Origin of the sequence: Rahnella sp. BIGb0603, from assembly GCF_024808755.1 — a bacterium.
In the GTDB taxonomy this organism is placed as follows: Bacteria; Pseudomonadota; Gammaproteobacteria; order Enterobacterales; family Enterobacteriaceae; genus Rahnella; species Rahnella contaminans.
The window spans coordinates 334,627-350,543 of the sequence record NZ_JANUEX010000004.1 but is presented as its reverse complement, the minus strand read 5'-3'; the positions used below and the strand labels follow the sequence as shown (position 1 = coordinate 350,543).

Below are 15,917 nucleotides of genomic sequence, written 5' to 3'. Positions count from 1 at the left end.
GAGGATTCAGAGGGAGAACAGAAAGCCGGCACAGAATTGAAATGCCGGCTTTTTTGATCAGCTCAACGCCACTTTAATGCCCAAACCAATCAGCACGCCACCCAGCAGCTTATCGATAATTTTCTGCGCTTTTGCCAGACCGCGGCGAACCGGTGCGCTCTGGATTAACAGTGCCAGCGAAGGCCACCAGACCACAGATAAGCTGACAATAATCGACGCGTACCACAACTTTTCGCCCAGGGTGGAGTTGATCTGCAAGACCTGCGTAAACATCGCCAGGAAGAACAGCGTGGCTTTCGGGTTCAGCAGATTACACAAGTAACCCTGCACAAACGCGGTACGCAATTTGACCTGCTGCGGTTCCAGCCCGTCGAGATTCATCTTACTGTTGCTGCGTGAGAACAGCGCCTGAATACCCACCCAGATCAGATAAGCCGCACCGACGTATTTCAGCAAATCAAACAACCAGGGTGTGGTGGTGATCACCACCGCCAGACCGGCCACGCAGTAAGACATATGCGTGATGACACCGCAAATCACACCCAGTGACGTCATGAGTGCTGCAATTCGCGGGTATCGGGCCGCATTTTTGATGACCAGAAAGAAATCAGGGCCGGGAGAAAGCATGCCGAGGAACGCAATACTGGCAACAAAAAGGGTGGTTTCAAGCATGGAAATAACCGTCGTTAATGTTCAGAACAAAATGAAGGCCGCATGATACGCCAATCCTTAGCAAGATAAATCACTCTTATGGCTTTTTTTGCCCGACTGACATTTCGGTTAAGGGTGGAAAGGACGATGACTGTACCGTAATCGCCCCGGTGTGTAAGCTCAGTTGTACAAGCGTGATCGGAGGGGCAAACTACAGATCGTGTTTCCAGCATTTTCGGCTGGGTAAATGAAAATTCTTCCGGTTTTTAACCCCCTTTCAGACCCGAAACTGGCACATCAGGCGGGTAAAATCCCGTCAGGGTAAGAGCGCTCTTATATCTTTGTAAAGCGTGAGTCTCCCTATCGACGGTTGATTGGGCTTTCCGTATAGTGTGGGCTCTTTTTTTGAGTCTCTTTAATCAACACAGGGCTTCTTAATGATTATCAGCCTGATCGCCGCACTGGCGACCGATCGCGTTATTGGCATGGAAAACGCAATGCCTTGGCATTTACCCGGTGATCTGGCCTGGTTTAAGCGTAATACGCTCAACAAACCTGTCATCATGGGGCGCAAGACGTTCGAGTCGATTGGGCGACCGTTACCTGGCCGGCTGAATATCGTCATCAGCTCAAAGCCTGGTGCGCACGATGGCGTGACCTGGGTGACGTCTGTGGAGGCCGCACTGACTGCTGCCGGTGATGTGGAAGAAGTGATGGTGATGGGCGGTGGCCGCGTATACGAGCAATTATTGCCGAAGGCGAACCGTTTATACCTGACCCACATTGATGCGGAAGTGGAAGGGGATACGCATTTCCCTGACTACGAGCCGGATGACTGGGAAAGCACTTTCAGCGAATTCCATGACGCTGATGAGCAAAACTCTCATGGCTACTGCTTCGAAATCCTTGACCGTCGCGCCTGATTTTTCAGGCTGACGCGCAAAGCAAAAAGGCACCTTTCAGGGGTGCCTTTTGACGTTTATTCCGCCCAAAAACTACAGTGCTTTCGGGAGTTCTGATTGCTCTTTTTCTTTATGACGGTTCGACGGCTGGGTGAAATAGGTTTTATCTTCCCAGCGCAGCATCGTTAAATCCCCGCCCCAGCAACAACCGGTGTCCAGCGCGTAAATGCCTTCCGGTGCGCCTTTTCCTTCCAGCGATGCCCAGTGACCAAACGCAATGCTGTAACCCGCTTCCTGCACCGGACCCGGAATATCAAACCAGGGTTTGAGGGGTTTTGGCGCGTTCTCGGGTACATCTTTGCAAATCATATCCAGCTGCCCGTTCGGGAAACAGTAGCGCATGCGGGTGAACGCATTGGTACTGAAACGTAAACGAGCCAGACCGCTCAGCTCCGGATGCCAGTTGTTCGGCATATCGCCGTACATGGCATCGAGAAACAGCGGGTAAGTGTCGCTGCTCAGCACGGCTTCGACTTCGCGGGCGCACATTTTTGCGGTGTCTAGATCCCACTGCGGCGTGATCCCGGCGTGAGCCATCACCAGTTTCAGATCTTCATCTACCTGCAACACCGGCTGACGGCGCAGCCAGTTGATCAGCTCATCGGCATCTTCTGCTTCGAGTAAAGGCGTAATACGATCTTTCGGCTTGTTAAAGCTGATGCCTGCGTAAACCGCCAGCAGATGTAAATCGTGATTACCGAGCACCATCCGTACGCAGTCGCCCAAACCACTGACAAAACGCAGGACTTCAACAGAAGACGGCCCGCGCGCGACGAGATCGCCCGTCAGCCAGAGAGCATCATTTTGCGGATCAAAATCCACCTGCGCCAATAGCGCCTTGAGTTCATCGATGCAGCCGTGAACATCACCAATAAGATATGTCGACATGTGGATTAATTTATCAGCGTAGGGATGGCGAGGCGGAAGACCGGGATCGGCACGCGGAAGCTTTCACCGTCGTGCGCGACCATTTCGTAATGGCCTTCCATCGTGCCCAGTGGCGTTTCTAAAACAGCGCCGCTGGTGTAGTGGAATTCGTTGCCAGGCAGGATCAGCGGTTGTTCACCGATAACCCCTTCGCCCTGAACTTCGGTCTGGCGGCCGTTACTGTTGGTGATCAGCCAGTAACGGCGAAGCAGTTGCACATTAAAACGCCCCAGATTGCGGATCGTGATGGTGTAGGCGAAAACAAAACGTTCTTCTTCCGGTATCGACTGTGACTCTACGTAGATACTTTGCACCTGAACACAAACACGGGGCGAATTAAGCATAACGCTACTCCTGAGGTTCCGGGGTTTTAGGCCGCGTGGACAACCAGTTAGCCAGTTTACAGTATTGCTCAACCGAAATATTTTCAGCACGCATGCTGAGATCTAAGCCCAGCTCCGTCATTTGCTCAGGAGTGAACAGATGGCCGAGGCTGTTACGCACAGTCTTACGACGCTGATTAAACGCGTCGGTGGTCAGGCGGCTCAGAATGCGGATATCAGATACCGGATAAGGGATCACGTCATGCGGTACTAAACGCACCACGGCGGATTCCACTTTTGGCGCCGGTGTAAAGGATTCCGGCGGTACTTCCAGCACCGGGATAACGTTGCAGTAATACTGCGCCATCACCGTTAAACGACCATACGCTTTGCTGTTCGGGCCTGCAACCAGGCGGTTTACCACTTCCTTCTGCAACATGAAATGCATGTCTTTGATGGCGTTGGTGTAGGTGAACAGGTGGAACATCAGCGGCGTGGAAATGTTATACGGCAGGTTGCCGAATACGCGCAGCGGCTGACCAAGCTCTTCGGAGAGCTCGCCAAAATTGATTTTCATTGCATCAGACTGAATGACGCGCAGCTTGCCCTGAAACTTAGGATTGTTTTCCAGACGCGTAGCCAGATCGCGGTCGAGTTCGATGACCGTCATGCTATCCAGACGTGAAGCGACGGGCTCAGTTAATGCAGCCAGGCCAGGACCGATTTCGACGACAGATTCGCCCGGCATAGGATGAATGGCCGACACGATGCTATCGATAACAAACTGATCGGTTAAGAAGTTTTGCCCAAAACGTTTACGGGCAAAGTGACCTTGGTGGACTCTACTATTCATTGTTGTTATTTATCGTTGCTGTTATTTGCCATACGAATGGCGAGATTTATTGCTGTCTTGAAACTGCCTGCATCGGCGGTGCCGGTTGCAGCGAGTTCAAGGGCGGTGCCGTGATCAACGGAAGTCCGGATAAAGGGAAGGCCCAGCGTGATATTCACGGCGCGACCGAATCCCTGATATTTTAGCACCGGAAGGCCCTGATCGTGATACATCGATAAAACAGCATCGGCGTGTTGCAGATATTTAGGCTGGAATAACGTATCAGCGGGCAGCGGACCGATAAGATGCATTCCCTGCTGGCGCAGTTCTTCCAGCGCAGGGATGATGATGTCTATTTCCTCATGACCCATATGACCGCCTTCTCCGGCGTGCGGGTTCAGACCACACACGTAGATTTGCGGCTCGGCGATGCCAAATTTGGTTCTCAGATCATGATTCAAAATGGTGATGACTTCGTGGAGACATTCGCGCGTGATCGCACCCGGTACGGCTAACAGCGGTAAATGCGTGGTCGCCAGCGCGACGCGCAGTTCTTCCGTTGCCAGCATCATCACTACGCGGTTGCAATGGCTGCGGTCAGCAAAGAATTCGGTATGACCGATAAACGGGATACCGGCATCGTTAATGATGCTCTTTTGCACCGGGCCGGTAATCAGCGCGGCAAACTCACCGCTGATTGCGCCATCGCAGGCGCGGGCCAGCGTTTCTACCACGTATTGGCTGTTGGCGACATCCAGTTTACCGGGCGTGACAGGCACAGCCGTGCTGACCGGTAAAACCGTTAATGTCCCCGCGGCCTGAGGTTCTGCCGGGCTGTCTTTCAGGTATTCGCGCAACTGGATCTTCAGACCCAGTTTTTCAGCGCGCTCAAGCAGCAGGGCCGGATCGGCACACACCACCAGCTCAACAGGCCATGCCTGCTGAGCCAGCGCCAGTACCAGATCCGGCCCAACCCCGGCAGGTTCGCCGGGGGTGATGACGACAGATTTCGTTGTCAGTGTTTTATTGTCCATTACCGTCCATAATTTTCACGTACGCTTCAGCACGTTGTTCCTGCATCCAGGTCTGGGCTTCTTCCGCAAATTTACGGTTGAACAGCATGCGGTAAGCACGTTCTTTCTGTGCCGCATCTGTTTTATCAACCTGGCGGGTATCCAGTAACTGGATCAGGTGCCAGCCGAAGGAAGAATGAACTGGCGCACTGATTTCACCTTTTTTCAGGTTCATCAGCGCATCGCGGAACGCAGGATCGTACATATCCGGAGACGCCCAACCTAAATCGCCGCCCTGATTTGCAGAACCCGGATCCTGAGAAAGCTGTTTCGCTTCATCAGCAAACGTTGCTTTGCCGCTCTTGATATCCGCCGCAGCCTGTTCCAGTTTCGCGCGCGCCTGAGCATCGGTCATCACAACGGATGGCTTGATCAGGATATGGCGTGCATGGACTTCAGTGACGGAAACGCTTTTGTTATCACCACGGATATCGTTCACTTTCAGGATGTGGAAGCCCACGCCTGAACGGATCGGACCGATAACCTGGCCTTTCTGCGCAGTGCTCAGCGCCTGAGCGAACAGGGAAGGTAATTCCTGCAATTTGCCCCAACCCATGTTGCCGCCTTTCAGCGCCTGGGAATCAGCAGAGTAGGTGATAGCCAGTTTGCCGAAGTCCGCGCCGTTGTTCAGATCGGCAACGATTTTCTTCGCCATCTGTTCAGCCGTATCAACCTGATCCTGCGTTGGGTTTTCCGGCAATGGCAACAGGATATGGCTGAGGTTAAATTCAGCGCTGCTGCCGTTCTGAGCCGCAACCTGTTTGGACAGCTGATCCACTTCCTGAGGCAGGATCGTCACGCGACGGCGAACTTCGCTGTTACGGACTTCGCTGATCAGCATTTCTTTACGGATCTGGGCGCGATAAGTGCTGTAGTTCAGACCGTCATAAGCCAGACGGCTACGCAGCTGGTCAACGGAAATATTGTTCTGCTGTGCAATACCGGCAATCGCTTTATCCACATCCTGATCCGTCAGCGTGATACCCATGCGGGTCGCCATCTGCAACTGGATCTGATCCATGATCAGACGATCAAGGATCTGGTGGCGCAACGTCGCTTCATCGGGCAGCTGTTGGTTTGCTTGCTTGGCCTGCTGCGTTACTGACTGATACAGGCTGTCTACGTCACTTTGCAATACGACGCCGTTGTTGACGACGGCGGCAACTTTATCAACTTCCTGAGGGGCTGCAAACGCAGTGCTGGCACAAAGCGTCACGCCGAGGAGAAGTGTTCTCCAGTTCTTCATACTTTTTCCATTTGTCTAATCCGCAAGCGCGGGTTTCAAGTTCACTGAGTTCGTAGAGTCTTAACTCATCAATCGTGGTATCGGCTTAGAAAGCGCGTTGATAAGGCAGTATGCCGCTGGCCAACATTTCTTTCGTTCCGAGGGTTTGATTGTTCCCCAGGCCTCTAAGTTCAATGTTGAATCCAATCTTATTGTCATACTTGCTTTCGGACTTAACAGTATCGTAGTTGGTGATCTTACGTTCGTAGCCCACGTTGATGGCCCAGCAGCAAGTGTTGTACTGCAAACCAATCAGCTGATCGGCAGATTGCTGTGCTTTGGTGTCGTAATAATAGGCCGCAACAACCGCCCAGCGGTCAGCAATCGGCCAGCTGGCGATCCCGCCCACCTGAGAAATACCATCCTGATATCCCGGGTTGGTCACGCTTGGCAGTGTCGCCTGAATATATTCCGGGCTGGCATAACGGTAGCTCAACTGAACCATTCTTTCTGAGTCAGCGCGGTATTCCAGAACGGCATCGCCCAACGCCAGTGCATCTAAACGGGTGTCGTACTGCACGCCACCACGAACGCCCCAGAAGTCATTGATTTTGTAATAGCTGTCACCAGCCCAAACCAGGCTGCCTCTGTCATCACTTTTATCCAGAGCACTGTTCACGTCGCCTGTGCGCGGTGGCTGGAAGTAGTAAATCTGACCGGCAGACGCATTGAAGCGCTCTTCCAGATTTTCGTCGTAAATACGGGTTGTTAAACCAGTTGCCACCTGGTTTGCCGAAGCAATACGGTCCAGGCCGCTGTAGCTCTTATCGCGGAACAGGCCGGTATAGTCGGACTGTAACAGCGTCGAGTCATAGGTATTAATCCCGCTCTGGTTACGATACGGAATGTACAAATACTGTGCGCGCGGTTCAAGAGTCTGGGTGTAATCACTGTCCCAGTCCATCGTCCGGTCGAAGACCATTTTGCCGTCGGTTTTGAACTCAGGCATAACGCGGTTTACTGAAGAACGAAGTTTGGTGTCCGGGTTCGCATCGTAATACGCATCCGGAATATCCTGCTGATAGTGGGTCGCCATCAGCTTAACTTCGTTATCCAGACTTCCCCAGGCGTTACTCAGCGGCAGGCTCAGGGTCGGTTCGAAGTGAGTACGCACCGCTTCCGGGTTGTCAGGGTTAACGCTGGTGAATTTCGCCGCCTGACCATAAAGATGCAGGTCGAAAGGGCCCACATCGTTTTTGTAATAGTTGATGTCCAGCTGTGGCTGGGCGCGGTAAGCATTGCTGTTACCGTAATCCGAAAACACCTGGAACTGCTTGCTGGCCAGCGTCACATCCCAGTTTTGGTTGGCATAACCTACGCTGAATTTTTGCGTGGAATAGCCGTCAGTGCTTGAACCGTATTTCGAATCGAAATCGGTGAAGTAGTACGGGTCACTGACCTTGGTGTAGTCGACATTGAAGCGCCAAACCTGATCGTATACGCCGGCATGACGCCAGTAGTACATCCAGCGCTTAGTCTTATCGCTGGTCCGGTTCTCATCATCCACGTACTGCTGATCGATTTTCTTATCGTCGCCCAGATAATCGAACTCCATCAGACCTGCACCGGCCACGGTCAGATAGCGGAATTCGTTCTGCAATTGCAGACCACGGTTGCTCATGTAGTTCGGCGTGATCGTGGCATCGTAATTTGGCGCGATGTTCCAGTACCAGGGAACCGTCAGGCCAAAGCCGTTACTGCTGCTGTATTTGGCGTTCGGAATAAGGAAGCCCGAACGGCGTTTGTCACCGATCGGCAACTGCATGTACGGGCTGTAGAACACCGGAACCGGGCCGATATGGAAACGGGCATTCCAGATTTCAGCCACTTCTTCCTGGCGGTCCTGAATCACTTCTGAACCCACCACGCTCCAGCTGTTATCGCCAGGCAGACAGGTCGTGAATGTGCCGTTATCCATGATGGTGTAGCGGTTGTTGTCACGCTGCTTCATCTTGTCAGCATTACCGCGGCCCTGACGGCCTACCATCTGGTAATCGCCATTCTGGACATCGGTATCTTTGGTGGTCAGGTTTGCAAAGCCTTTCGGCCCGTTCAGCTTGATCTGGTTATCGTTATAACGCACGTTCCCGGTCGCCGTGGCGGTACGGGTCGGAGTGGGCTGATTGGGATTGGCAATTTGGTTGAGCTGAACATGATCGGCATCGAGCGTACTGTTACCCTGAACGATATTAACGTTGCCGCTGAAAAGCGCGCTGTCAGGATAATTTCCGGTGGCCTTGTCGGCATTGATGGTCACAGGCAGTGAATTAGGATCACCCTGCACCAAAGGTTTGTCATAGGTCGGAACGCCGAGCATACATTGTTGCGCGAGGTCGGCCATTGCGCCGTGACTGTACAATACTGACCAGATTGTGGCAGCCAGCACTGTGGGTAAGCGTGTTTTCAGACGTCTGTTTTTCATACGTAAAATGGTGTTCCGTCATCAGAGGCATCATGCCGGCAAACGGTCAGAGACTATCTCACTCATCATGGTTGCGCTAGTGTTAAATCCAACCTGTTACGTTGCCGCCGTTAGGCACAACGATAAATGCCGGTTATGATAAAGCAATTTTTAAGCGACGGCATGGCGAATTGAGGAGTATATGCAGTATTGGGGAAAACTGCTCGGACTTATCCTGGGCTTATGGTCAGGTTTAGGCTTCTGGGGAATTGTTTCAGGGGTGTTGATAGGGCATATGTTTGATACTGCGCGTTCTGCGAAACGCCGGGGATATTTCGCCGATCAACAGACACGTCAAACTCTCTTTTTCCGCACCACATTTGAAGTGATGGGGAATCTGACTAAATCAAAAGGCAGAGTGACCGAGGCGGATATACAAATTGCCAGTCTTTACATGGAACGTATGCAGTTGCACGGTGAGCAGCGTGAAGCCGCCCAGCGTGCCTTCCGCGACGGGAAAGATGCGAATTACCCGTTGCGGGAAAAAATGCGGGCATTGCGCACTGCATGTTTCGGCCGCTTTGATCTGATCCGGACTTTTCTGGAAATCCAGATCCAGGCGGCGTATGCCGACGGTTCTTTGCATCCGAACGAGCGCGAAGTGCTGTATGTGATTGCGGAAGAGCTCGGGATCTCCCGCATGCAGTTCGATCAGTTCCTGCGCATGATGGAAGGTGGGCAACAGTTCGGCGCAAATCAGCAGGGCGGTCACTCTTATCGCGGCGGTTATCACCAGACACAGCAAGGCCCGACGCTGGCCGATGCCTGTAAAGTGCTGGGCGTGAATGCCACGGACGATGCAACCACAATCAAACGTGCGTACCGCAAGCTGATGGGCGAACATCATCCGGACAAGCTGGTCGCAAAAGGTTTGCCGCCGGAAATGATGGAAATGGCGAAAGAGAAAGCGCAGTCGATTCAGGCCGCGTATGACCTGATCAAAAGAGAGAAAGGTTTTAAGTAATCTTCTCCGACGCAAAAGTAAAAGGCGCTGAATTCAGCGCCTTTTTTGTGTCTTCCGGAAACTTAAAAATCCGGCTCGCAGTTGAATACCAGCGGCGCGTCAGTGATCGGATGGTAAAACGACAGCTCCTGCGCATGCAGTTGCAGGCGGTCAGCGGCGGCCAGCGCCTGCGGATGTGCGTAAAACTTATCGCCCAGAATCGGATGCCCGAGCGCCAGTAAATGCACGCGCAGCTGATGTGAACGTCCGGTAATCGGCCGGAGTTTGACGCGCGTCGTGCCGTCTTCATCCCAGGACATCACTTCGTATTGCGTCAGCGCTTTCTTCCCGGTCTCATGGCAAACTTTCTGTTTTGGCCGGTTGGGATAATCGCAAATCAGCGGTAAATCAATAATGCCGTAATCTTCTTCGACCCGTCCCCAGACCCGCGCGATATACACTTTCTTGGTTTCACGCTCGCGGAACTGACGTTTCAGCTCGCGTTCGGCTTCTTTGGTCAGCGCCACCACAATCACGCCGCTGGTCGACATATCCAGACGATGCACCGATTCCGCTTGGGGATATTGCTGCTGAATGCGCGTCATCAGGCTGTCCTGATGCTCGGCTAATTTCCCCGGCACCGAAAGCAACCCGCTTGGCTTATTCACCACCATGATGTGTTCATCCTGAAAAATCACCCGTAACCAGGGATCGGTCGGCGGATTGTAATTCTCCAGCGGCCGGGTTTTGGAAGGCTCAGGGATTGTCGGTTGATGTTCGCTCATAGCGGTTTCAGTCTGCATTCAGGGTGAAATAAAAGAAGGGATGCAGACCGGCTGCATCCCGTCGGGCTTACTGGTGGCTGACGACCACCAGACGGATCGCATCCAGACGCCAGCTGGCATCGTTCAGATTGGCCAGTACCTGCTTGCGGTTTGAGTCTACCGATTCCAGTTCGTCATCGCGAATGTTCGGGTTCACTTCTTTCAGCGCTTTCAGACGATCCAGTTCTTTCGTCAGTTGCTCGTCCGCTTCAACTTTCGCCGCTTCAATCAGCGCACGCGCCTGCTCAGCAATTTCCGCTTCAGCCTGTTGCAGCATGGCGTGAACGTCCTGCTGCACCGCATTCACCAGCTTGCTGGAGTTGTGACGGTTAATCGCGTTCAGCTGACGGTTAAAGCTTTCGAATTCCACCTGAGCCGCCAGATTGGTGCCTTTTCTGTCCATCAGCATACGTACCGGCGTCGGTGGCAGGAAACGGGTCAGTTGCAGATGTTTCGGCGCCTGACATTCCACCACGTAAACCAGCTCTGCCAGCAACGTACCGACCGGCAGCGCTTTGTTTTTCAGAATCGACACCGCACAGCTGCCGGTATCGCCGGACAGGATCAGATCCAGACCGTTACGCACGATCGGATGTTCCCAGCTGATAAACTGCGCATCTTCACGCGACAGCGCCTGTTCACGATCGAAAGTCACGGTACAACCGTCTTCCGGCAGGCCGGGGAAATCCGGCACCAGCATGTGATCGGACGGTGTCAGCACGATCAAATTGTCGCTGCGATCTTCCTGATTAATACCAACGATATCGAACAGATTCAGTGCGAAATTCACCAGATTGACGTCGTTATCCTGCTCGCCAATTTCTTTCGCCAGTTGCTGCGCACGTTCGCCGCCGTTGGAATGCATCTCCAGCAGACGGTCGCGGCCATTTTCCAGCTTCTCTTTCAGCGCGTCATGTTCCGCGCGGCATTTGAGAATAAAATCGTCCAGACCTTCCTGCTCAGCCGGTGTGGCGAGGAACGTAATCAGCTGATCGTAAGCGCTGTCATAAATCGTCCGGCCGGTCGGGCAGGTATGTTCGAACGCATCCAGACCTTCATGGAACCAGCGAACCAGCACCGACTGCGCGGTTTGCTCAAGGTAAGGCACCATGATATCGATATTGTTTTGCTGGCCGATACGGTCCAGACGGCCAATACGCTGCTCCAGCAGATCCGGGTTGAACGGCAGATCGAACATCACCATTTTGCTGGCGAACTGGAAGTTACGGCCTTCGGAGCCGATTTCTGAACACAGCAGAACCTGGGCGCCTTCTTCCTGCGAAGCGAAGTACGCGGCGGCACGGTCACGTTCGATGATCGACAAACCTTCGTGGAATACGGCGGCGCGGATCGCTTCGCGTTCACGCAGAACCTGTTCCAGTTGCAGCGCGGTGGCGGCTTTGGCGCAAATCACCAGCACTTTTTCGTCACGGTTGGCGGTCAGATAACCGAGCAGCCATTCCACCCGCGGATCGAAGTTCCACCAGGTGGCGTTTTCGCCTTCGAACTCCTGATAAATCTGCTCCGGATACAGCATGTCGTGCGCACGGGCTTCGGCGGTTTTCTTCGCGCCCATAATGCCCGAGACTTTAATCGCGGTCTGATACTGCGTCGGCAGCGGCAGTTTCACCGAATGCAGATGGCGCTCCGGGAAACCTTTTACGCCGTTACGGGTGTTACGGAACAGCACGCGGCTGGTGCCGTGGCGATCCATCAGCATGGAAACCAGCTGTTTAGCGGCAGCTTCGTCACCTTTATTGGCGGCGGTCAGCAGCGCGTCGGTGTCAGTATTGCCAACGCTTTCGCCCAGCAAGGCCAGCGCTTCCGGCGTCAGCGGCTCTTTATTGAGCAGCAGCGTCACGGCATCCGCGACCGGCTGATATTGCTGCTGTTCTTCAATGAATTCTTCGTAATCGTGGAAACGATCCGGATCCAGCAGGCGCAGACGCGCAAAGTGGCTTTCCTGGCCCAGTTGCTCCGGCGTGGCTGTCAGTAACAGGACGCTCGGGATTTGCTGGGAAAGCTGCTCGATTACCTGATATTCACGGCTCGGCGCGTCTTCGCTCCACACCAGATGGTGCGCTTCGTCGACCACCAGCATGTCCCAGGAGGCATCTGACAACTGCTCGAGGCGGGACTTATTGCGGCGCACGAAATCAAGAGAACAGATAACCAGCTGTTCGGTTTCAAACGGGTTCGTTGCTTCATGCACGGATTCGGCATAGCGGTCATCATCAAACAGAGAGAAACGCAGGTTAAAGCGGCGCAGCATTTCCACCAGCCACTGATGTTGCAGGGTTTCAGGCACCACGATCAGCACGCGTTCGGCACGGCCGGACAGCAATTGCTGATGAATAATCATGCCGGCTTCGATGGTTTTACCCAGACCGACTTCATCGGCCAGTAAAACGCGCGGCGCATGACGCTGGCCGACTTCGTAAGCGATGTGCAGCTGGTGCGGGATCAGACTAGCGCGCATACCGCGCAGGCCGCCGAACTCCAGACGGAACTGCTCGCGCTGATATTTACGTGCGCGAAAACGCAGGGCAAAACGATCCATACGGTCAATCTGACCGGCGAACAGGCGATCCTGAGGTTTGCTGAATGTCAGTTTGCTGTCGAGCAGCACTTCACGCATGGCAACGCCGGTTTCTTCCGTATCCAGACGGGTACCGATATAGGTCAGCAGGCCTTTGTCTTCAATGACTTCTTCGACTTGCAGCTGCCAGCCTTCGTGGCAACTGATGGTATCACCGGGATTAAACATCACGCGGGTGATCGGGGAATCATTTCGGGCATACAAACGGTTTTCACCGGTGGCGGGGAAAAGCAGGGTAACCATGCGCACATCCAGCGCGACCACGGTTCCTAATCCTAATTCGCTTTCCGTATCGCTTATCCAGCGTTGACCCAATGTAAACGGCATAATCTCTCTCTGTGTTATTTGCTCTGTGTACGACAACTGCGGCAGCGACTGCGCATTGCTCGCCATGCCTCTGATAATGCTTGGGCAATAGTTTTCTTTTCCCGTCAGCAGGCGGGAAGTGATTCACTGTGTGAGGATGATTCAGAAATGGGAAAGGGCGCTATGGTAATGGAAGGTAAGCGATTCGTCACCTTAGAATCACATCCGCAGCGCCTTCTTTTGCTTAAAATAACCCCATCTGACCTGTAATGAGTGTAGCAAAATCGTCATGAAGGAAAGGCAAAATGCCATCGGCCACCGGTTCCAGCTGGCGTTCGATGTAGTGGTCGTAATCGACCGGTGACTGGCGGTTCTCCAACGGCTCCGGCCCGGAGGTGGTCATCACGTAGCTTATCCACCCGCCGTTCTGGTACTGCTTTGCGCGACCATGCTGCACATTATACTCATCCGCCAGCCGGGCGGCGCGCACATGCGGCGGCACATTTTTCTCATAATCACTGAGCTTCCGGCGCAGGCGTTTACGGTACACCAGCTTGTCGTCCAGCTCGCCGTTGAGCGTGCGTGCCACATAATCGCGGACATAATCCTGATAGGGTTGCTGATGGAAAATCCGCTGATACAGCTCCTGCTGAAACTCCTGCGCCAGCGGCGTCCAGTCGGTACGCACCGTTTCCAGCCCCTTATAAACGATATGTTCGCCGTCGGCGTCTTTCACCAGCCCGGCATAACGCTTTTTACTGCCGGTTTCAGAACCGCGGATCGTCGGCATCAGAAAGCGTTGATAATGCGTTTCGAATTCCAGCTCCAGCGCGCTTTCCAGCCCGTATTCCTGCTGCAAATGCTTTTTCCACCAGGTGTTCACCTGCTCCACCAGACGGCGGCCAATCACATTGGCGTCTTCCTGTGAATGCGCCTGATTGAGCCAGACAAAGGTGGAATCCGTATCGCCATAAATCACCTGATAGCCTTCTGCCTCAATCAGCTCGCGGGTCTGGCGCATGATGTCGTGCCCGCGCAGCGTAATAGAAGAAGCCAGACGCGGATCGAAGAACCGGCAGCCGCTCGAGCCGAGCACGCCATAAAAGGCGTTCATGATGATTTTCAGCGCCTGCGACAGGGGTTTGTTATTGTGTTTTTTCGCGGCTTCGCGCCCCTGCCAGATCTGGCTGACGATTTCCGGCAGGCAATGTTTTTCCCGTGAAAAACGGGCGTTGCGGTAGCCGGGAACAGAATGTTCATCGTCCGGCTGCTGCAGACCTGCCACCAGCCCGACCGGGTCGATCAGGAATGTACGGATAATCGACGGGTACAGACTTTTATAATCGAGCACCAGCACAGAATCGTATAAGCCGGGGCGGGAATCCATCACGAATCCGCCTGGGCTCATTTCACCTTCCAGCTCGCCCAGATTTGGCGCGACGTATCCTGCGCGGTGCATGCGCGGTAAATAGAGGTGGGTAAAGGCGGCGACTGAACCGCCGCTGCGGTCGGCGGCCAGCCCGGTTACCGACGCGCGTTCAAGAAGAAACGGCATCAGCTCGGTTTTGGCAAAAATGCGCGTGACCAGCTCGCAGTCTTTCAGGTTGTAACGTGCCAGCGCGGGTTTGTTTTCACGAAAACGTTGTTCGATTTCGGCCAGACGCTGATACGGGTTATCGCTGGATTTTCCTTCGCCTAATAAACTTTGCGAGACGAATTCAAGACTGAAGGAATTGAAGTTCCAGAAGGCGGATTTCAGGGCTTCAATACCGTCGATAATCAGGCGGCCTGCGGCGGCGGCAAAAAAATGCCCCTGTTTGAAGCCGTGCTCGCGCCATTCCAGCTCACCGCCGCCGCGCCCGAATTTGAGCGGGATTTTGTAGCGGTCGGCATGCTTTTGTAAAACGCGCAGATCGAACTGTATGACACTCCAGCCGATAATCGCATCCGGATCGTAAGTTTCCAGCCACTCGTTGAGCTTTTGCAGCAGTTGCGGACGGCTGTCGACGTATTCGAGATTGAAATCGAACTGACTGTCCGGGTCACCGTTCGGCGGCCCGAGCATATAAACGTGGCGCTGCCCGCAGCCTTCCAGCCCGATGCAATACAACTCGCCGTTACCGCTGGTTTCGATATCCAGAGAACAGAGTTTCAGCGGCGGGCGGTATTCCTGCGCCGGTTTCATCTTCGTGTCGAGCAGCAGATTGCCCGCCCCCGGTTTGCCGCTGAACCACACCGGCGCGGTGATGTAACGCTCCATCAGAAAACGTTCCGGCGGGCGGATATCCGCTTCATAGACCCTGACGCCGTTCTCTTTTAACAGCTTTTCAATGCGCATTAACTGCCGGTGTTGCGGGCAATACAGGCCGAGAACCGGTCGGGAATGGAAATCCTGCAACGGTAATTCGCGCAAACTGACATTTTTTTCATCGGCCAGCAGACGTTCAGCCTGCACGCGCTGTTCCGCCGGAATAAAGGCCACCGACTCCTGCAACGGCAGACGAACTTTCTGCGGTCCGCTGTCAGTCGCCAGCCACAGTTCCACTTCCGTGCCACGCGGCGTGTCGCGCCAGTGGCGGGTCAGCACGAATCCCTGACGCGGTGACGTGTCAGTGGTACGTGTGGCGGAAGGAGTGGATTGTGCGTTAATAAGCGCCTCGCAAGCGGAATGAAAAATCAATGACAGAGTATGGTTATTTATACAGTCTTTGTCCACGACTCTGGATTCTGC

General features: G+C 53.9%; 12 protein-coding genes. 2 read left to right on the top strand and 10 right to left on the bottom strand.

The window, feature by feature from the left end; genetic code table 11:
* Window positions 1-57: 57 nt before the first annotated feature.
* A complete protein-coding gene (locus tag M2403_RS12970; protein ID WP_152325166.1) occupies window positions 58-672 on the bottom strand; it encodes a LysE family translocator in 615 nt (204 codons plus the stop codon).
* 416 nt (window positions 673-1,088) lie between these two features.
* Between M2403_RS12970 and folA the strand changes: the two genes are divergently transcribed.
* Complete coding sequence (folA, locus tag M2403_RS12965) at window positions 1,089-1,574, top strand: type 3 dihydrofolate reductase (RefSeq protein WP_152325165.1); 486 nt, start codon at window positions 1,089-1,091, stop codon at window positions 1,572-1,574.
* 72 nt (window positions 1,575-1,646) lie between these two features.
* On the opposite strand, the gene apaH is transcribed toward folA, so the two are convergent.
* From apaH to lptD, 6 genes are all read right to left on the bottom strand, one after another.
* Window positions 1,647-2,501 carry a bis(5'-nucleosyl)-tetraphosphatase (symmetrical) ApaH gene (gene apaH / locus M2403_RS12960; protein WP_152325164.1) on the bottom strand — a complete coding sequence of 285 codons (855 nt, stop codon included), beginning with the start codon at window positions 2,499-2,501 and terminating at the stop codon, window positions 1,647-1,649.
* A gap of 5 nt (window positions 2,502-2,506) precedes the next feature.
* Window positions 2,507-2,884 (bottom strand): Co2+/Mg2+ efflux protein ApaG, encoded by a 378-nt coding sequence (gene apaG, locus M2403_RS12955; protein ID WP_152325163.1) that lies wholly within the window; start codon window positions 2,882-2,884, stop codon window positions 2,507-2,509.
* Window positions 2,885-2,888: 4 nt separating this feature from the next.
* Window positions 2,889-3,716, bottom strand: coding sequence for a 16S rRNA (adenine(1518)-N(6)/adenine(1519)-N(6))-dimethyltransferase RsmA (gene rsmA, locus M2403_RS12950; protein WP_152325162.1), 828 nt, complete (start codon window positions 3,714-3,716; stop codon window positions 2,889-2,891).
* Between the two features lie 5 nt (window positions 3,717-3,721).
* Complete coding sequence (gene pdxA, locus M2403_RS12945; protein WP_208950022.1) at window positions 3,722-4,729, bottom strand: 4-hydroxythreonine-4-phosphate dehydrogenase PdxA; 1,008 nt, start codon at window positions 4,727-4,729, stop codon at window positions 3,722-3,724.
* On the bottom strand, window positions 4,719-6,014 hold the full coding sequence (gene surA, locus M2403_RS12940) for a peptidylprolyl isomerase SurA (RefSeq protein WP_259229439.1): 1,296 nt from the start codon (window positions 6,012-6,014) through the stop codon (window positions 4,719-4,721). The genes pdxA and surA overlap by 11 nt, the downstream gene beginning before the upstream one ends.
* A gap of 85 nt (window positions 6,015-6,099) precedes the next feature.
* A complete protein-coding gene (gene lptD, locus M2403_RS12935) occupies window positions 6,100-8,475 on the bottom strand; it encodes an LPS assembly protein LptD (RefSeq protein ID WP_208950020.1) in 2,376 nt (791 codons plus the stop codon).
* A 181-nt stretch (window positions 8,476-8,656) separates the two neighbouring features.
* On the opposite strand from lptD, the gene djlA reads away from it, so the two are divergent.
* Window positions 8,657-9,478 carry a co-chaperone DjlA gene (gene djlA, locus M2403_RS12930; protein ID WP_152325158.1) on the top strand — a complete coding sequence of 274 codons (822 nt, stop codon included), beginning with the start codon at window positions 8,657-8,659 and terminating at the stop codon, window positions 9,476-9,478.
* A gap of 62 nt (window positions 9,479-9,540) precedes the next feature.
* Here djlA and rluA read toward each other — a convergent pair whose 3' ends face one another.
* From rluA to M2403_RS12915, 3 genes are all read right to left on the bottom strand, one after another.
* On the bottom strand, window positions 9,541-10,242 hold the full coding sequence (gene rluA, locus M2403_RS12925; protein WP_217153863.1) for a bifunctional tRNA pseudouridine(32) synthase/23S rRNA pseudouridine(746) synthase RluA: 702 nt from the start codon (window positions 10,240-10,242) through the stop codon (window positions 9,541-9,543).
* A gap of 67 nt (window positions 10,243-10,309) precedes the next feature.
* The gene (gene rapA, locus M2403_RS12920) at window positions 10,310-13,207 is read right to left on the bottom strand and encodes an RNA polymerase-associated protein RapA (RefSeq protein WP_152325156.1); all 2,898 of its coding nucleotides are present in this window, start codon (window positions 13,205-13,207) and stop codon (window positions 10,310-10,312) included.
* A 223-nt stretch (window positions 13,208-13,430) separates the two neighbouring features.
* Window positions 13,431-15,836, bottom strand: coding sequence for a DNA polymerase II (locus tag M2403_RS12915; RefSeq protein ID WP_152325363.1), 2,406 nt, complete (start codon window positions 15,834-15,836; stop codon window positions 13,431-13,433).
* Window positions 15,837-15,917: the final 81 nt, after the last annotated feature.